Source organism: Sporofaciens sp. SGI.106 (genome assembly GCF_050314255.1).
In the GTDB taxonomy this organism is placed as follows: domain Bacteria; phylum Bacillota; class Clostridia; order Lachnospirales; family Lachnospiraceae; genus Claveliimonas.
In genome coordinates, this window is sequence record NZ_JBNPMZ010000006.1 from 20540 (window position 1) to 38532 (window position 17993).

General features: G+C 45.6%; 15 protein-coding genes. 13 read left to right on the plus strand and 2 right to left on the minus strand.

Going from position 1 to position 17993, the window contains the following annotated elements; all coding sequences use genetic code 11:
* Positions 1-94: 94 nt before the first annotated feature.
* From pfkB to ACQRCC_RS06285, 13 genes are all read left to right on the plus strand, one after another.
* Entirely contained in the window at positions 95-1009 is a 915-nt protein-coding gene (pfkB, locus tag ACQRCC_RS06225; protein WP_427849951.1) for a 1-phosphofructokinase, read from the plus strand.
* A 30-nt stretch (positions 1010-1039) separates the two neighbouring features.
* Positions 1040-2944, plus strand: coding sequence for a PTS fructose transporter subunit IIABC (locus ACQRCC_RS06230; protein ID WP_427849952.1), 1905 nt, complete (start codon positions 1040-1042; stop codon positions 2942-2944).
* 45 nt (positions 2945-2989) lie between these two features.
* Positions 2990-3247, plus strand: a complete 258-nt coding sequence (locus tag ACQRCC_RS06235; RefSeq protein ID WP_427849953.1) for an HPr family phosphocarrier protein — start codon at positions 2990-2992, stop codon at positions 3245-3247.
* A 5-nt stretch (positions 3248-3252) separates the two neighbouring features.
* Positions 3253-4902 (plus strand): phosphoenolpyruvate--protein phosphotransferase, encoded by a 1650-nt coding sequence (ptsP, locus tag ACQRCC_RS06240; RefSeq protein WP_427849954.1) that lies wholly within the window; start codon positions 3253-3255, stop codon positions 4900-4902.
* The gene (locus tag ACQRCC_RS06245) at positions 4896-5636 is read left to right on the plus strand and encodes a DeoR/GlpR family DNA-binding transcription regulator (RefSeq protein ID WP_427849955.1); all 741 of its coding nucleotides are present in this window, start codon (positions 4896-4898) and stop codon (positions 5634-5636) included. Before ptsP ends, ACQRCC_RS06245 begins: the two co-directional genes overlap by 7 nt.
* Positions 5637-5877: 241 nt before the next feature.
* The gene (locus ACQRCC_RS06250; protein ID WP_427849956.1) at positions 5878-7269 is read left to right on the plus strand and encodes a saccharopine dehydrogenase family protein; all 1392 of its coding nucleotides are present in this window, start codon (positions 5878-5880) and stop codon (positions 7267-7269) included.
* Between the two features lie 144 nt (positions 7270-7413).
* Complete coding sequence (gene pap / locus ACQRCC_RS06255) at positions 7414-8907, plus strand: polyphosphate:AMP phosphotransferase (protein WP_427849957.1); 1494 nt, start codon at positions 7414-7416, stop codon at positions 8905-8907.
* Positions 8904-9911 carry a deoxyguanosinetriphosphate triphosphohydrolase gene (locus tag ACQRCC_RS06260; protein ID WP_427849958.1) on the plus strand — a complete coding sequence of 336 codons (1008 nt, stop codon included), beginning with the start codon at positions 8904-8906 and terminating at the stop codon, positions 9909-9911. Before pap ends, ACQRCC_RS06260 begins: the two co-directional genes overlap by 4 nt.
* 49 nt (positions 9912-9960) lie before the next feature.
* A complete protein-coding gene (gene dnaG / locus ACQRCC_RS06265; RefSeq protein ID WP_427849959.1) occupies positions 9961-11736 on the plus strand; it encodes a DNA primase in 1776 nt (591 codons plus the stop codon).
* A 39-nt stretch (positions 11737-11775) separates the two neighbouring features.
* Complete coding sequence (gene rpoD / locus ACQRCC_RS06270) at positions 11776-12891, plus strand: RNA polymerase sigma factor RpoD (protein ID WP_427849960.1); 1116 nt, start codon at positions 11776-11778, stop codon at positions 12889-12891.
* 14 nt (positions 12892-12905) lie between these two features.
* Positions 12906-13601: a tRNA (adenine(22)-N(1))-methyltransferase gene (locus ACQRCC_RS06275; RefSeq protein ID WP_427849961.1), complete on the plus strand. Its 696-nt coding sequence runs from the start codon at positions 12906-12908 to the stop codon at positions 13599-13601.
* Between the two features lie 32 nt (positions 13602-13633).
* On the plus strand, positions 13634-14410 hold the full coding sequence (locus ACQRCC_RS06280; protein ID WP_427849962.1) for a Nif3-like dinuclear metal center hexameric protein: 777 nt from the start codon (positions 13634-13636) through the stop codon (positions 14408-14410).
* 20 nt (positions 14411-14430) lie between these two features.
* Positions 14431-16092, plus strand: coding sequence for a nucleoside kinase (locus ACQRCC_RS06285; protein ID WP_427849963.1), 1662 nt, complete (start codon positions 14431-14433; stop codon positions 16090-16092).
* A 225-nt stretch (positions 16093-16317) separates the two neighbouring features.
* Here ACQRCC_RS06285 and ACQRCC_RS06290 read toward each other — a convergent pair whose 3' ends face one another.
* On the minus strand, positions 16318-16575 hold the full coding sequence (locus ACQRCC_RS06290) for an AbrB/MazE/SpoVT family DNA-binding domain-containing protein (protein ID WP_427849964.1): 258 nt from the start codon (positions 16573-16575) through the stop codon (positions 16318-16320).
* Between the two features lie 109 nt (positions 16576-16684).
* Positions 16685-17797 (minus strand): chorismate synthase, encoded by a 1113-nt coding sequence (aroC, locus tag ACQRCC_RS06295; protein WP_427849965.1) that lies wholly within the window; start codon positions 17795-17797, stop codon positions 16685-16687.
* Positions 17798-17993: the final 196 nt, after the last annotated feature.

Genomic DNA, 17993 nt, shown 5'->3' on the forward strand with positions numbered 1-17993 from the left:
GTTTGATTGACTTTGAGTGAATATGAATATATAATGAAGATACAAAATCAAAAACACGCAAAACAGAGCGTGAGGAAAGAAGGAGGGAAAACGAATGATTTATACGGTTACATTTAATCCGTCACTGGATTACATTGTATCGGTAGATAATTTTAAACTGGGTCTTACGAATCGTACAGGTTCTGAATTACTTCTTCCGGGAGGAAAAGGGATCAATGTATCAACCGTCCTTATGAATCTTGGAATTGAGAGTACGGCATTGGGATTTATAGCTGGATTTACCGGTGATGAAGTGGTGAGACGACTGGAGCAGATGGGAGTAAAGAATGGATTCATTCGGATTCCGGATGGTTTTACCAGAATCAATCTGAAGCTTAAGAGTATAGATGGTACAGAGATTAACGGTCAGGGGCCGGAAATCAGCGAAGAAAAAGTAGAGCAGCTGATGGTGCAGCTGGATGAGATGAGTGAAGGAGATGTGCTGTTTCTTTCGGGAAGTATACCGGCATCCATGCCAAGTGATGCATACCAGAAGATCATGGAGAGGCTGAAAGATAAGGCAGTCCGGATCGTTGTAGATGCGACGCAGGATTTATTAATGAATGTGCTTCCTTATCATCCATTTTTAATTAAGCCGAATAATCATGAGCTGGGAGATATTTTCGAAGTACAGCTTAACACTCGGGAAGAAGTTATTCCTTATGGAAAGAAGCTTCAGGAAATGGGAGCGCAGAATGTACTGATTTCCATGGCAGGAGAAGGAGCGGTTCTCGTTGCAGCAGACGGAAGAATTTTTGATGCTCCGGCACCGAAAGGCGTTCTTGTAAATGGTGTGGGAGCAGGCGATTCCATGGTGGCTGGTTTTATGGCAGGCTGGATGGAAAAGAAGGATTACGAATATGCCTTCCATATGGGGGTATCGGCAGGAAGCGCCAGTGCGTTTTCAGAAAATCTGGCAACAAAGGAAGAGATTGAAGCTGTATATCAGCAGGTTATAAAGTCAATCTAAAAATGAAAGGACAGGATGGAGGAAACAAAAATGAGGATTACGGACTTACTGGATGTGAAGAGCATTTCACTGGATCAGGCTCCGCAGAGCAAAAAGGAAGCCCTGGATATGGCGGTTGCTCTGATGGTAAAAAGCGGGAAAATCAGGGATGAGGAAGCTTACCGCCAGCTGGTATATGCAAGAGAAGAGGAGAGTACAACAGGAATCGGTGATGGAATTGCCATCCCCCATGGAAAAGGTGATGCGGTCGACAGACCGGGACTTGCTGCTATGGTGATTAGGGACGGAGTGGAATTTGATTCCCTGGATGGAGAGCCGGCAAACCTGCTGTTTTTGATTGCGGCACCGAACACGGAAGATAATGTGCATCTGACTGTGCTTAGTAAACTGTCAAGAATGTTGATGAACGAAGAATTTACAGAGAGCCTGCGCACGGCAAAGACACCGGAAGAATTTCTTCATATTATAGATGAGGCAGATGAGGAAAAGAAAGAGGATGTACCGGCTGAGGAAGTGAAAACGGAAAATCAGGTCAGAATTCTTGCAGTAACCTCCTGCCCGACCGGAATTGCCCATACTTATATGGCAGCGGAAGGAATTGAGAAGGCAGCCAAAGCAAAGGGATGTTTTGTGAAGGTAGAGACCAGAGGATCCGGAGGAGCCAAGAATGTGCTGACAGCTTCTGAAATCGAAGAGGCGGACTGCATTATTGTAGCGGCAGATGCACAGGTTCCTATGGACAGATTTGACGGAAAGAAAGTCATTGAGCGTCGGGTATCTGACGGAATCAATAAAGCAGATGAGCTGATAGAACTGGCAATTTCCGGAGATGTTCCAGTATATCACAGTGCAAACGGAACGAAGGCTTCTCAGTCTGCAAAAGCAGGCGGCAGCCTGGGACATCAGATTTACACTCAGCTTATGAATGGTGTATCTCATATGCTTCCGCTGGTTGTTGGTGGCGGTATCCTGATTGCCATTGCATTTCTGATCGATGGTTTGATGGTAGATATGAATGCACTTTCTGTAGCAGACCGTGCAAACTTTGGTACTATCACACCGATTGCGGCCGTATTTAAAAATATCGGAGGAACTGCGTTTGGATTTATGCTTCCGGTACTGGCAGGTTTCATTGCTATGGCCATCGGCGACAGACCGGCTCTTGCCCTTGGTTTTGTGGGTGGAATGATGGCAGCAAATGGAAGCTCCGGTTTCCTGGGTGCTCTGGTAGCTGGTTTCGTAGCAGGATACATTATCAAAGGGCTGAGAAAAGTATGTGAAAAGCTTCCGGAATCTATTGAGAAAATCGCGCCTGTTCTTCTCTATCCGGTATTTGGTATTTTGTTTATGGGACTGCTTATGCTGTTTGTTGTTGAGCCGGTTATGGGAGGAATCAATACGGCATTGAATAACGGACTGACCAGCATGGGTGGTGCAAGTAAGGTTGTCCTGGGTATGATTCTCGGAGGCATGATGGCAATTGATATGGGTGGCCCGTTCAATAAGGCATCTTATGTATTTGGTACAGCAGCAATTGCGGCAGGCAACTACGATATTATGGCAGCAGTTATGATTGGCGGTATGGTACCTCCGTGTGCGATTGCGCTGGCAACAATCTTATTTAAAAATAAATTTACAAAAGAAGAACGCGAATCCGGACCGATGAACTTTATTATGGGACTTGCATTTATCACAGAGGGAGCAATTCCTTACGCAGCAGCGGATCCGCTTCATGTACTGCCATCCTGTATCATAGGTTCCGGTGTGGCAGGAGCACTTTCTATGGCATTTGGATGTACACTGATGGCTCCGCACGGTGGTATCTTCGTTGTGCCGGTTATGGGTAATGCAGTGATGTATCTGGTCGCTCTTGTGGCCGGAACAGTTGTTTCAACAGTCCTTCTTGGCGTATTAAAGAAAAAAGTAGTAGAATAAAAAAATATAATAACTGAGAAAAATAAAGAAAGAGAGGAAATCATTATGAAAGAATTAAAGTATGTAATCACAGATCCACAGGGAGTTCACGCACGTCCGGCAGGAATGCTTGTGAAGGCGGTAAAAGGATTTGAAAGTGAGATCCAGATGATCAAAGATGGAAGAGCAGTGAACTGTAAGGGTGTTATGGGAGTGATGAGCCTTGGAGTAAAAAAGGGAGAAGAGGTTACTCTTACCTTTAATGGTGCAGATGAGGATGCTGCAATGGAAGCTATTGGTAAATTCATGCAGGAGAATTTATAAAAAAGATGAAAGTTTATTGTGGAAAAAGCGTATTTAGCGGAATTGCTATCGGAAAGATCAGGGTATACAAAAAAGATGAACATCAGGTGAAGCGGGTGAAGGTCTCTGATGTGGATGGGGAAATGGCCCGTTATGATGAGGCAAAAGAAAAGGCAATCCAGGAACTGCAGGGCTTATATGATAAGGCCCTGAAGGAAGTGGGAGAGGCGAATGCTGCCATCTTCGAGGTGCATCAGATGATGCTGGAGGACGACGATTATAATGATTCCGTAAAAAATATTGTCTGTAGCCAGGAAGTAAATGTGGAGTATGCGGTTGCTGCGACCGGAGACAATTTCTCACAGATGTTTGCTTCCATGGACGACGATTACATGCGTGAGAGGGCTGCAGATATTAAGGATATCTCTGAACGCCTGCTGAGGATCCTGTATGGAAATTCCGGTACAGAGGTCCAGGCAGATGAACCGGTCATCATTGTGGCAGATGATCTGGCACCATCAGAAACGGTTCAGCTCGATAAGGATAAGGTACTGTCTTTTGTGACAGTACACGGATCCCTGAATTCCCATACGGCAATCCTTGCCAGAACCATGGCCATTCCGGCTCTGGTCGGAACGGAACTTCCTCTGGATAATTCTGTGGATGGGAAACTGGGAATCGTTGACGGAATGGAAGGAAAAATCTATGTAGATCCGGATAAAGATACACTGGAACTGATGCAGAGACGTTTTCGGGAAGAGCAGGAGAAAAAAGAACTGTTACTGACTCTCAAAGGAAGAGAAAATGTAACGCTTGACGGTCAGAAACTCATGCTGTATGCTAACATTGGAAACATCAAAGACCTGGCTTGCGTACTTCAGAATGATGCGGGCGGAATCGGTCTGTTCCGAAGCGAGTTCATTTATCTGGAAAAGGATTCCTATCCGACGGAAGAGGAGCAGTTCCTGATATATAAGCAGGTGGCGGAGACAATGGCGGGAAAACGTGTCATTATCCGTACTCTGGATATCGGAGCAGATAAGCAGTGCGATTATTTTGAGATGGATCCGGAAGAAAATCCGGCACTTGGATATCGTGCTATCCGTATCTGTCTCACACGGCCTGAGATATTTAAAACACAGCTTCGAGCACTTTTCAGAGCCAGTGCCTTTGGGAAAATAGCGATTATGTATCCTATGATAACCAGTATAAAAGAGATCAGAAGAATCCGGGAGATCGTCGATGAAGTGAAGAAGGAGCTTGATGAGGCGGGAACGCCCTACGGCAATCCGGAGCAGGGAATTATGATTGAGACTCCTGCGGCAGCTATCGTCAGTGACCAGCTGGCAAAAGAGGTGGATTTCTTCAGCATCGGAACCAATGATCTGACACAGTATACGCTGGCCATTGACCGCCAGAACACGAAACTGGATGAGTTCTATGACCCACATCATCCGGCGGTACTCCGCATGATAGCCATGGTAGTGGAAAATGCACACCGGGCAGGCATCTGGGCAGGTATCTGCGGTGAGCTTGGAGCAGATCAGTCACTGACCCGTGAATTCCTGGCAATGGGTGTGGATGAGTTGTCCGTATCACCGGGAAGTATTCTTCCGATCCGTAAGATCGTACTGGAGACGAATGTAGGAGAGTTCAAGGCGGGTAAGGAATGTTAACAAAGCAGAGGCAGGAGCTGATTCTAAAACTCCTGGATGAAAAGGGAAGTATTACAGTAACTGAGGTAAAGGATATGCTGGACACTTCTGTGTCTACCGTGCGAAGGGATATCACGGCGCTTGACAGGGAAGGAAAGCTTGTGAAGGTATTTGGAGGCGCGGTGGCAGCAGGCCAGAAGGTGGTCTCTCATGAGTATACGGTTGCGCAGAAAAGCGAGCTGAACCGAGAAGAGAAGGACCGGATTGCAAGATATGCGGCGGGGCTGATTGAACAGGAGGATTTTGTCTTTCTGGATGCGGGAACAACCACAGCATGTATTCTGGATTATCTGGATGACACGAAAGCAACCTTTGTGACAAATGCAGTGGCACATGCCCAGCGTTTGGCGCGGATGGGAAAAAAAGTTATCCTGATAGGAGGAGAGCTGAAAGCATCAACGGAAGCGGTCGTGGGTAATCAGGCTATGCGTACGCTGATGGAGTATCATTTTACAAAAGGCTTTTTCGGAGCCAATGGTATTTCGAGAAAAGCCGGATGTACGACGCCGGATTCCAACGAAGCAATGATTAAGCGAACCGCGGTGGGGCAGTGCCGGAATGCATATATACTTTGTGACAGCTCCAAGTTCGATTCGGTCAGTTCGATTACATTTGCAGCCTTTCAGGATGTAAAGTATATTACGGACCGCAGACTTCCCGGATATGCAGATTGTTCGAATATAATAATTGCGTAATATAGCGGGGACACGAGTCACGAGTCAACAGGGACAGGTTCCATGACTCTTTAGAGTCATGGAACCTGTCCCTGTTGACATTTGGCTGGTATTTTGTTAATTTAAAAGAAAAAGAAATGGATGAGGTCAATTTAAGACACCGGATAACCGGGGCCGAAGCAGCAATAAATGCAGAGAGCATCCACTGTATTTAGGAAACTAGCAGGCAAAAGGAAGGTTGACTGACAACTCTTTGGAGAGTATGTATCCTGAGGCTTTCGCCCGGGACTGCATCACCTACGTGGAGATAACCAACTGGTACAGAGACAAAGAAGATAATGGTGCGCAGGGCGCACCAGGTCTTCTTTTTTTGTTGGATGACAGCAGGGAGGAATGGAATATGAGAATGATGTTAGTTGGTTCAGGTGCCGTAGGAGAATGTATTGTAAAGATGCTGAAGGAGCGGGATGCGAAAAGAGAATGGTTTGAATACTGCCTTCTTTGTGACCTGGATGAGGCGCGTGCCAGGGAAGTAAAGGAACATATGGAGGATGAGCGTTTTGATTTTGCAAAGGTCAATGCAACCGATAAAGAAGGTATGAAAAAACTGATCGAAGCGTATCATATTGACTTTGTAATGGATGCGGCCAGTCCGTTTTGCTCAAATTATATCTTTGATGCGGCGTATGAAAGCGGTTCAGACTATGCAAATATGGGAACCTGGTCAGTCCCGAAAGAAAATCCGACATATGGCCCCGGCATAGAGAACAGCTATCATGAGGTGATGACAAAGTATAATTTTGATGCGGATGAAAAATGGAAGAAACAGGGGAATACCGCATTGATCTGTCTGGGAATCGACCCGGGTGTCGTCAATGTATTTGCCCGTTATCTGTGTGAGTATGAGTTTGACGAGGTGGAGGAGCTGCACGTAAGGGACGGCGGCAACATTGAAGTCGAGGGTGACGAAGAGGAGATAGTCTTTGGTTTTAATGTCTGGACTGTCCTGGATGAGGTGATGAATCCGAATGTGGAATATGACCTGGAAAAAGGTGGCTTTATTGTTGAAAAGGCTTTTGCGGGAAAAGAGGTATTCTGTATGCCGGAAGTGGGAAATAATACTTTTATCAAAGTAGAGCATGAGGAAACGGTTACAATGCCCCGTTATCTGGCTTCTTATGGCTTGAAAAAATGTACCTTTAAGATTTCCCTGGATGAAAAATTGATTCAGGCCTTAAAGGTGCTGGATCAGCTGCACCTGAATACGATAAAGAAGATACGGGTGGGAGATGTGGAAGTGGTTCCCCGCGATGTGATCGCAGCATGTGCGCCTGCACCGAAAAATATCCGGGACGAGATGAAAGGAAAGATGGTAGTCGGTGTACTGGCAGTTGGGAAAAAGGATGGACATGACAAGAAAGTGATGATGTATCAGAGTTTCTCTAATGTGGAGGCAATGGAGCGGTTCTCTATGCAGGCGGTGGTGGCACAGACGGGATTCGGTGCGGCACTGGCCCTGGAACTGTATGCAAAAGGGATTTATCGGAAACCTGGCGTGAATTCACTGGAAGCATTTAACCCACTGCCATATCTGGCGCTTATGGAAGAGACGGGATTTTCTTATACGATAAAGGATTATACCGGCGAAGTTTAAAACGGGGACAGGTTCCTTGACTCTTTAGAGTCATGGAACCTGTCCCTGTTGACTCGTGTCCCTGCAATTTTTTAAAAAATGTAAAATAAAGAAGAAAAATGAGGTATACTATAAGAAGTAGTAGTATCGGAGAGGAGGATGAATATGCTGGAAAAGCTGGATCTGACAAAAAAAATTAGTAAAACGGAATATAAAGAACGGATGCTGGAGCTGATGCCGAAAATGGGAAGACTGCAGAGAGAGTGCAGGGAACTGGAAATTCCGGTGATGATCGCCTTTGAAGGCTATGGGGCGTCCGGAAAGGGCGTTCAGATCGGGGAATTAATCCGTTCTCTGGATCCACGCGGGTTTACAGTGTACGCGGTGAAAAATGAGACGGAGGATGAGAAGATGCATCCTTTTCTGTGGCGCTTTTGGACAAAGATGCCGGAGAAGGGAAGAATTGCTATTTATGACAGTACCTGGTACCGGAAGGTTCTGGTAGACCGGTTCGAAAAACGGACAAAAAGGAAAGAACTGCCAGCTGCCTATGAGTCGATCCGCTCCTTTGAACGACAGATTACGGATGATGGAATGGTGCTGGTTAAAATATTTCTTGTTATTGATAAAAAGGAGCAGAAAAAACGCTTTCGGAAGCTTTTGGCTTCTGAGGAGAGTGCATGGCGGGTAAAGGAAGAGGAACTAAGGCGTAATAAAGAATTTGAACGGTTTGAGAAGATGAATGAGGAAATGCTGGAGGAAACGGACACGGCATATGCACCATGGAATCTGATCGAAGCGGTAGACCGCAGATATGCGGCAGTAAAAGTATATGAGACAGTCGTCCGTATGGTGGAAGAGGCAGTTCTTCGAAAGAAAGAGGGGAGAGAAAACGGACAAAGATCAGCGGAAGATACGGCAGTGAATGAAGATGTCCTGTCCGGAGTGGATCTGACTCTTTCCTATACAAAGGATGAGTATAAAGTCCGGCTGGAGAGGCTTCAGAACCGGATGGAGAAATTGCACGGGGAGCTGTATCGAAGAAGAATTCCGGTAGTATTGGGATTTGAAGGCTGGGATGCAGGAGGAAAAGGTGGTGCCATCAAACGGCTGACGGAAAAAATGGATCCCAGGGGATATGTAGTACATCCGACTGCTTCGCCCGATGCAACAGAGCGGAAGTATCATTATCTGTGGAGATTCTGGAAAAATATGCCCAAAGCCGGTCATGTGGCAATTTTTGACCGCACATGGTATGGAAGAGTTATGGTGGAGCGGATTGAAGGATTCTGTACGGAAGCAGAGTGGAAACGAGCCTACGAAGAGATTAATTCTATGGAGCGTGATCTTACGGATGCCGGGGCAATCGTATTGAAATTCTGGATGCAGATTGATAAGGATGAGCAGGAAAAGCGTTTCAGAGCCCGTCAGGAAAATCCGGAGAAACAGTGGAAGATCACAGATGAAGACTGGAGAAACCGAGAGAAATGGGATAAGTATGAAACGGCTGTAAATGAGATGCTGGTGCGTACCTCGACGGTGAATGCTCCGTGGATTGTGGTAGAGGGTAATTCCAAATATTATGCAAGAATTAAGGTGCTCGAATCGGTAGTAAATGCGATAGAGGAAAGGCTTAAAAAGGAGGATGCCGGAAAATGACGATTCGTGAGGAACTGGAACAGCGAGAAGTTACCTATCTGAGTCCATTTGCTGTGCTTAGCAGGAATTCGAAAGGCAGGAAGATTCCGGAGCCGGAATGTGATCTGCGCCCGGTGTTTCAAAGAGACCGTGACCGGATCCTTCATTGCAAATCTTTTCGACGACTGAAACAGAAGACTCAGGTGTTTCTTTCCCCAAAAGGTGATCATTACCGGACACGAATGACCCACACACTGGAAGTGTCACAGAATGCCCGGACGATCGCCAAAGCCCTTCGTCTCAATGAGGATCTGGTAGAGGCGATTGCCCTAGGACATGATCTGGGACATACGCCTTTCGGGCATGCGGGAGAGCGTGCCCTGAATCAGATTTGTCCGGAAGGATTCCGACATAATGAGCAGAGTGTACGGGTAGTAGAACGATTGGAGAAGCAGGGAGAGGGCTTGAACCTTACAGAAGAAGTGGTGGATGGAATCTTAAATCACAAGTCGGCCGGACATCCGCATACACTGGAAGGACAAATCGTAAGGCTGTCGGACAAAATTGCTTATATTAATCATGATATTGATGATGCAATCCGGGGAGGAATCCTGAAAGAGGAAGACCTGCCAGGGGAATATACACAGGTGCTGGGTCATGGGACAAGGGCGAGATTGAACACCATGATACATGATGTGATTATCAACAGTATGAACCAGCCGGAGATCCGTATGTCGCAGAGGGTCATGGAGGCGACAATGGGACTTCGGAAATATCTCTTTGAACATGTATATCAGAATCCACAGGCTAAGGGAGAAGAGGAAAAAGCAATACACATGATTACGAATCTTTATCAATATTATATAGATCATCTGGCTCTGATTCCGGAGTCCTATCTGGAGGCCGCACAAAAAAGAGGGGAAAGCGCTGAACGTGTGGTGTGTGACTATATTGCGGGAATGACGGATTCCTATGCAGTAAAAAAGTTCCAGGAATATTTTATTCCGGAATCCTGGAAAAATTAAAGGAAATAAGAAAGTTTTGTCGAATACTATATATGAGGAGATTTTTGACATGTATTATCCGGATGAATTGATAGAAGAGGTAAGACAGAAGAATGATATTGTGGATGTGATTTCCGGCTATGTAAAATTGCAGAAAAAGGGAAGCTCATATTTTGGTCTGTGTCCATTTCATAATGAGAAATCACCGTCATTTTCGGTGAGCAGAAGTAAGCAGATGTATTACTGCTTTGGATGCGGAGCAGGAGGTAATGTATTTACTTTTATTATGAACTACGAAAATTATTCCTTTACGGAGGCACTTCAGTTTCTTGCGGAACGGGCAGGTGTAGAACTTCCGAAAATGGAGTATTCCAAAGAAGCAAAAGAAAAGGCGGATGAAAAGGCCGTTCTTCTGGAGATTAATAAGCTGGCGGCAAAGTATTTTTATGCCCAGTTAAAATCCGAGCGTGGAAGTCAGGCCTATACATATCTGAAGAACCGGAAGCTGAGTGATGAGACGATTACGGCTTTTGGCCTTGGATATTCGAACAAATACAGTGATGATCTGTATCAATATCTGAAGCAGAAGGGATATTCGGATCAGATGATTCAGAAGGCGGGTCTTATCAGTATTGATGAAAGACAGGGAGTCTACGATAAATTCTGGAATCGTGTCATGTTTCCAATCATGGATGTGAATAACCGTGTTATCGGATTCGGAGGACGGGTGATGGGAGATGCAAAACCCAAGTATCTGAATTCCCCGGAAACTCCGGTGTTTGATAAGAGTCGGAATCTCTATGGCCTTCATCGCGCCAGAACCTCGAGAAAGCCATATTTTCTTCTCTGTGAGGGATATATGGATGTGATTTCACTTCATCAGGCAGGGTTTACCAATGCAGTGGCGTCTCTTGGAACCGCCCTTACGCCTGGCCATGCGTCGCTGATCAAGCGGTATGTAAAGGAAGTGTACCTGACATATGACAGCGATGAGGCGGGAACGAAGGCTGCCTTACGGGCTGTGCCAATTCTGAAAAATGTGGGTATTACAGCCAGGGTGATACGTATGGATCCCTATAAAGACCCGGATGAATTCATTAAGAATCTGGGAGTGGAGGCCTTCGAGGAGCGGATTGCCAGGGCAAGGAATGGATTTATGTTCAGTCTGGAAATGCTGGAGAAGAATTATGATATGACATCTCCGGAAGGCAAGACGGAATTCATGCATGAGACGGCAAGACGGCTTGCAGAGTTTGAGGATGAGATCGAGCGGAATAACTATATAGAGGCGGTAGCAAAGGCATACCATACAGGCTATGAGGAGCTGCGCAGACTGGTAGGAAAGATGGCGGTTCAGTCGGGTCTTGCTAAACCGGCGGAACGTCCCAGAAGTACCAGGAACCGTGAGAAAGATAAGGAAGATGGATATCTGAAATCTCAGAGAATTCTTCTGACCTGGCTGATTGAGGATGAACGGATATTCCATCAGATCAGGAAACATATTTCTCCGGAGGATTTTACGGAGGAGCTGTATAGGAATGTAGCGGAGCTTCTGTATGAGCAGTATGAGAACCATGCTGTGAATCCGGCACAGATTATGAATCATTTTACGGATGAAGAGGAGCACCGGAAGGTAGCAGCGCTTTTTCACACCAGGATCAGAGAACTCCAGACAGTGCGTGAGCAGGAGAAGGCACTGAAGGAAACCATCATCAAAGTAAAGGAGCATAGTATCGAGGAGGCTGCCAGGAATCTGGCACCGACAGATATTGCCGGACTGCAGAAGTTGATGAAAGATAAGAGAGCCCTGCAGGACCTGCAGAAACTGCATATTTCTATTAATTAAGGATAAAATATAAACAAGCAATGAGAGGATGGACACTACATGGAAGAGAACATTGTAAAATTTGAGGAAAAGCTGAAAGAACTTCTGGCACTTGGAAAGAAGAAAAAAAGTATTCTCGAGGTTCAGGAAATCAATGATGTGTTTGCGGATATGCATCTGGATCCGGAGCAGATGGAGAAGGTATTTGAGTATCTGGAATCCAATAATATCGATGTTCTCCGTATTAATGGAGACACGGATGATGTGGACGATGATATGGAAATCATCCTGAGTGAAGAGGATGAGGTAGATATGGAGAAAATCGACCTGTCTGTGCCGGATGGTATCAGTATTGAGGATCCTGTCCGTATGTATTTAAAAGAGATTGGCAAAGTTCCGCTTCTTTCCGCAGAGGAAGAGGTAGAATTGGCAAGACGGATGGCAGAGGGTGACGAAGATGCGAAAAAGCGTCTGGCAGAAGCCAACTTACGTCTGGTTGTCAGTATTGCAAAGAGATATGTGGGAAGAGGAATGCTTTTCCTGGATCTGATTCAGGAAGGAAATCTGGGACTGATTAAGGCTGTTGAGAAGTTCGACTACCAGAAGGGGTTCAAGTTCAGTACTTATGCTACATGGTGGATTCGTCAGGCAATAACAAGAGCGATTGCAGACCAGGCAAGAACTATTCGTATTCCGGTACACATGGTCGAGACGATTAATAAACTGATCCGGGTGTCCAGACAGCTCTTGCAGGAGCTTGGACGTGAACCCACGCCGGAAGAGATTGCGGAGGAACTGGACATGCCGGTGGATCGTGTAAGAGAGATTCTTAAGATCTCTCAGGAACCGGTATCACTGGAGACACCGATCGGTGAGGAGGAGGACAGCCATTTGGGAGACTTTATCCAGGACGACAATGTCCCGGTTCCTGCAGAAGCGGCAGCAGCTACACTTCTCAAGGAACAGCTGGATGAAGTGCTGGATACCCTGACGGAGAGAGAACAGAAGGTACTGCGTCTGCGCTTTGGAATGAATGATGGACGTGCACGTACTCTGGAAGAGGTCGGCAAGGAATTTGATGTAACCAGAGAGCGTATCCGTCAGATTGAGGCGAAAGCTCTCAGAAAGCTTCGTCATCCCAGCCGCAGCAGAAAATTAAGAGATTATTTAGATTAAGAAATGAGGCGCCTATGGAACTATCAAAAAGACTACACGCAGTTGCCGGTCTTGTGACAGAGGGCGCCTCTGTTGCAGATATCGGGACAGATCATGGATATATTCCAATTTATCTGATAGAAAATGGGGTGGCCGGGAAGGTTATAGCCATGGATATTAATGAGGGACCTCTTGAGAGGGCCAGAGAGCATATTGAAGAACATGGCCTTGCACAGCAGATTGAGACCAGACTTTCGGATGGGCTGGAAGCTTTAAAAACCGGAGAGGCAGATACGGTAATTACTGCCGGCATGGGAGGCGGACTTGTGATTCATATTCTGGAAGCGCGTCCGGAGATTACGAAAGATGTAAAGTATTTTATTCTACAGCCACAGTCGGAAATTGCCAAAGTCAGAAGGTTTTTAAATGAGAACGGATTTATTTCCATCGCAGAAGATATGGTAGAGGAAGATGGAAAATATTATCCTATGATGAAAATGGCTCACGGAACGGAAGAACGCTACTCGGAAATAGAATTACTGTATGGCCGGAGACTGCTCCGGGAGAGACATTCGGTACTTCACCGCTATCTTTTGCGGGAACTGAAGCTTAAGGAAGAAATATCTGAAAAACTTAAGCTGCAGAAAGGAGATCGGATCAGAATACGCCTTGCAGAGCTGGAGAGAGATCAGGTACTTTTGCGGAAAGCACTTGCCTGCTTTGACGTATAATTTTGGGGTTATTCCCGGGGAGGATGAGACATATGCTTTGTAAAGAGATCATAGAAAAAATAGAAGAAAAATATGCACGGAAATATGCCCTGGAATGGGATAATGTAGGGCTTCTGGCAGGCAGGGATGATAAGGAAGTGAAGCGCATCTACATAGCCCTTGATGCGACGGATGATGTGATCGAGTGTGCGGTAAAATGGAAGGCAGATATGCTGATCACGCATCATCCACTGATATTTTCCGGTATGAAGCGAATCAATAATCAGGATTTCATCGGTCGGAGATTACTGACTCTGATTCGGAATGATATTTCATATTATGCCATGCACACCAACTATGATGTGATGGGAATGGCAGAACTGTCAGGAAATATGCTGGATCTTGAGCAGGCTGAAGTACTGGAGGTTACGGCGGAGGATGGAAAGCAGGAAGGAATCGGGCGTGTCGCAGATATTTCTCCGGTGACACTCAGGGACTATTGTCAGCTGGTAAAGGAGAGATTCGGGCTTGATACGGTGAAGGTGTTCGGAGATCTGGACAGTATGATCTACCGTGTTGCGGTTTCCCCCGGATCTGGCAAGAGCATGATTGGTGCTGCACTTGAAAAAAATGCAGATGTGCTGATCACAGGCGATATTGATCATCATACGGGAATCGACGCCGTGGCACAGGGGCTTTCGGTCATGGATGCCGGTCATTATGGGATAGAGCATATTTTTGTGGAGAATATGGCAGACTATTTGCGGGAGAAAATTCCCAGTGCTGCTGTTAAGACAGCAGAGATCTGTCATCCGTTTCGTGTTGTGTAGGTGAGGAGGCGATGTAAAGAATGAATAAATATCATGTGAAAATCGGTTCTGAGGAAGTAGAATATGCTGAGGGAACCAGTTACCTCGAGATAGCAAAAGATTATCAGAATAAATATGAAAATGATATTGTGCTTGTTTTTATTAATAACAAGCTTCAGGAACTGCGCAAAACACTGCAGTCTGACTGTGAGATGCGGTTTGTGACGACAGGCGATCCAATCGGGCATCAGACCTATAAACGGAGTATGACACTTCTCATGGTGAAATCCGTTCATGACATTTGCGACCATAAAAGAGATGTGAAGGTGCGGGTTCATTATTCAGTAGGAAATGGTTACTATTGTACGTTGGAAGGCGGTACTCTGTCTGATGAAGAATTCCTTCAGAAACTGAGGGCACGGATGAGGAGTTTGGCAGAGCAGGATATATCCATTGGCAAGCGAAGCGTCCATACGGATGAAGCGCTGGAGCTCTTCCGGAAGTACGGTATGGATGATAAAGAGCGCCTGTTTTTATATAGAAGAGTTTCTAAAGTTAATTTGTACAGTATCAATGAGTTTGAAGACTATTATTACGGATATATGGTGCCGTCTACAGGATATTTGAAATATTTTGATCTGTATCCATATGATGAGGGATTTGTCCTGCAGATGCCGGATGTAAAGCATCCTAAAGAGCTGGAGGAATTTGCTCCGGCTCATAAGCTGTTCCAGGTATTGAAGGAATCAACCAGATGGGGAGATATGCAGGGAATTAAGACTGTGGGAGATCTCAATGATGAAATAACAAGGAGCGATTTCCGAGAGATGGTTCTGGTGCAGGAAGCAAATCAGGAGAGTCAGATTGCGGATATTGCAGAGCAGATTGTGGCAAGACCGGATGTCAAATTTGTACTGATCGCAGGTCCGTCCTCTTCCGGAAAGACGACATTTTCCCATCGTCTTTCTATTCAGCTCAAGGCAAAAGGCATGGTGCCGCATCCGATTGCGGTAGACAATTATTTTGTAGAGCGGGAGCAGACACCGCGAGACGAGAATGGAGAGTATGATTTTGAGTGCCTGGAGACAGTGGATATTGAACTTTTCAACCGCCAGATGAATCAGCTCCTTGCCGGAGAGGAAGTGGTTCTTCCGGTATTTAACTTTAAGACGGGGCACAAGGAATTTTCGGGAAAACCTATGCGGTTAGGTGCCAGTGATATATTAGTAATAGAAGGAATCCATTGTCTGAATCCTAAGATGACAGAACAGCTTTCTCAGGAAAATAAGTTCAAAATATACATCAGTGCCCTGACACAGCTTAACGTTGATGAGCATAACCGGATTCCGACTACAGATGGTCGCCTGATCAGGAGAATGGTTCGGGATGCAAGAACCCGCAATACGACGGCGAAGGAGACCATTGCCAGATGGCCTTCGGTGCGAAAGGGAGAGGAGAAAAATATTTTTCCATATCAGGAAGAGGCAGATGTGATGTTTAATTCTTCGCTGATCTATGAATTTGCTGTACTGAAACAGTATGTAGAGCCTCTGATTTTTGGAATTGAGCGCTATTGTCCGGAGTATCTGGAAGCAAAGAGATTATTGAAGTTCCTGGATTATTTTGTGGGAATCGGAAGTGAAGTTGTGCCTACGAATTCCCTGCTGCGGGAATTTATCGGTGGCGGCTGTTTTAATGTATAATGATTCAAAAGTGGGAAAAGGCGAAGAGGTTATTCCCCCACGCCTTCATACTCAAAAAACTGTGCAGCCGTCATACATTTTGGATGTCCCTCAGCTCTGCTATATTGCGGTCACAGAGAACCATTTCGTGGTTCTGGGCAATATAGAGCAGAGCCTTTGCAGGCTTTGACCGGGGAAAGAGCAATGCAGAAAAAAGGATGTTTGTATCAATCAAAATCCGCATAATTATCTTTCCTTTCCGTACCGTACTTCGTCCACAAGTGCCTGAATATCATCTTCATTATAGACACCCATTTCCTCAGCGACACCGGAAAAGGCAGCCTGTGCTTTGCGGATTGCCTGAGCGGAGGCATTGCTGACTACAATTTCACCATTTTGCTTCTGCAAAAACAGAATTTTATCACCAGATTTCAGACCGAGCAGGCGGCGGATTTCAACCGGAACTGTGATCTGACCGTTTGAAGAAATTTTTGCAAGGTTCATAAAATCATCCTTTCTATTCTTGAAATCTAAAGAAAACTTGAAGTTAATTCTATTATATCCAATTCAAGGTAGAAAGTAAACGGAGACAAATAAAATTCATATTATGGTTTTATTTTTTGTTGTGCGTATCATAGAAATCCCTCAGATAATCCACCCGTGAGGACATATTAATCATCAGCATGTCAATCAGAGTCAGGGCGGTCATGGCCTCTACAACAACGACTGCACGGGGAACAATAACCGGGTCATGACGTCCGTGGATTGAAATATCTACATCTTCACCTGAGGTATTTACGGTATGCTGTTCCCGGGAGATGGAAGGCGTGGGCTTAATTGCGGCACGAAGAATAATGGTGCTTCCGTCGCTCATCCCTCCCAGAATTCCGCCCGAATGGTTGGTCATCTTGGCAATGCCATTCTCTGTGTGGCAGAAACTGTCATTATTAGAACTTCCGTTGGCAAGTGCAGCGGCAAATCCATCACCAATCTCTACGCCTTTTACAGCTCCGATGGAAAAAAGTGCTTTTCCAAGATTGGCATCCAGCTTTTCAAATACAGGTTCTCCGATACCGGATGGCATTCCGGTAACTGTGCATTCGATGATTCCTCCGGCGGAGTCCTGATTTTTTATGCAGGTCTGTAAATACTTTTCTGCCTGTTCTGCATAGGCTGTGTTGGGCATATAAAGTTTATTATTCGGAATCTCATCCATATGGTATTCAGACTCCGGGATGATAATATTTCCGATAGCCTTTGTGTATGCGCAAACCTGAATTCCCATTTCCTTTAAAAGAAGAGATGCGACCGCTCCTGCAGCCACCCGTCCGATGGTTTCCCGACCGGAGGACCGTCCCCCGCCCCGGTAATCGCGTAAACCGTATTTTGCGTCGAAACAGTAGTCAGCATGTCCCGGGCGGTAGCAGTCTTTGATATTTCCATAGTCCCGTGAAATCTGATTCTGATTGCGTACCATCATGGAAATTGGTGTTCCGGTGGTGCGTCCCTCGAAAATACCGGAAAGGATCTCTACCTGATCGCTCTCTTTGCGGGGAGTGGTAAAACGACTCTGTCCCGGTTTTCTTCGGTCTAAAAATTCCTGTATATCTGATTCGCATAAGGGGAGTCCCGCAGGACAGCCGTCTATTACTACACCAAGGGCGCTGCCATGGGATTCGCCCCAGGTTGTTATTTTAAAAAGTGTTCCAAAAGTTGAGCCAGCCATAATAATTTGTCTCCTTAATTTATATAATGAATAATGATATTGAGGCTATATGCCAAAAGCCCCACTATGATATCTACGGATTGTTCTGTGCTTTGCACTTCCGTGATCCTTCCACTATTATATATGAAAGAAGTCAATCAGGCAAATAAAGAAAAACAGAAAATGTAGAGGAAAGCAAAATTCGTCAAAATATGTA

Bases quoted from the DNA above. Each gene is read 5' to 3' on its own strand.
- pfkB (WP_427849951.1), top strand. From the start codon at position 95: ATGATTTATACGGTTACATTTAATCCGTCACTGGATTACATTGTATCG.
- ACQRCC_RS06230 (WP_427849952.1), top strand. From the start codon at position 1,040: ATGAGGATTACGGACTTACTGGATGTGAAGAGCATTTCACTGGATCAG.
- ACQRCC_RS06235 (WP_427849953.1), top strand. From the start codon at position 2,990: ATGAAAGAATTAAAGTATGTAATCACAGATCCACAGGGAGTTCACGCA.
- ptsP (WP_427849954.1), top strand. From the start codon at position 3,253: ATGAAAGTTTATTGTGGAAAAAGCGTATTTAGCGGAATTGCTATCGGA.
- ACQRCC_RS06245 (WP_427849955.1), top strand. From the start codon at position 4,896: ATGTTAACAAAGCAGAGGCAGGAGCTGATTCTAAAACTCCTGGATGAA.
- ACQRCC_RS06250 (WP_427849956.1), top strand. From the start codon at position 5,878: ATGTATCCTGAGGCTTTCGCCCGGGACTGCATCACCTACGTGGAGATA.
- pap (WP_427849957.1), top strand. From the start codon at position 7,414: ATGCTGGAAAAGCTGGATCTGACAAAAAAAATTAGTAAAACGGAATAT.
- ACQRCC_RS06260 (WP_427849958.1), top strand. From the start codon at position 8,904: ATGACGATTCGTGAGGAACTGGAACAGCGAGAAGTTACCTATCTGAGT.
- dnaG (WP_427849959.1), top strand. From the start codon at position 9,961: ATGTATTATCCGGATGAATTGATAGAAGAGGTAAGACAGAAGAATGAT.
- rpoD (WP_427849960.1), top strand. From the start codon at position 11,776: ATGGAAGAGAACATTGTAAAATTTGAGGAAAAGCTGAAAGAACTTCTG.
- ACQRCC_RS06275 (WP_427849961.1), top strand. From the start codon at position 12,906: ATGGAACTATCAAAAAGACTACACGCAGTTGCCGGTCTTGTGACAGAG.
- ACQRCC_RS06280 (WP_427849962.1), top strand. From the start codon at position 13,634: ATGCTTTGTAAAGAGATCATAGAAAAAATAGAAGAAAAATATGCACGG.
- ACQRCC_RS06285 (WP_427849963.1), top strand. From the start codon at position 14,431: ATGAATAAATATCATGTGAAAATCGGTTCTGAGGAAGTAGAATATGCT.
- ACQRCC_RS06290 (WP_427849964.1), bottom strand. From the start codon at position 16,575: ATGAACCTTGCAAAAATTTCTTCAAACGGTCAGATCACAGTTCCGGTT.
- aroC (WP_427849965.1), bottom strand. From the start codon at position 17,797: ATGGCTGGCTCAACTTTTGGAACACTTTTTAAAATAACAACCTGGGGC.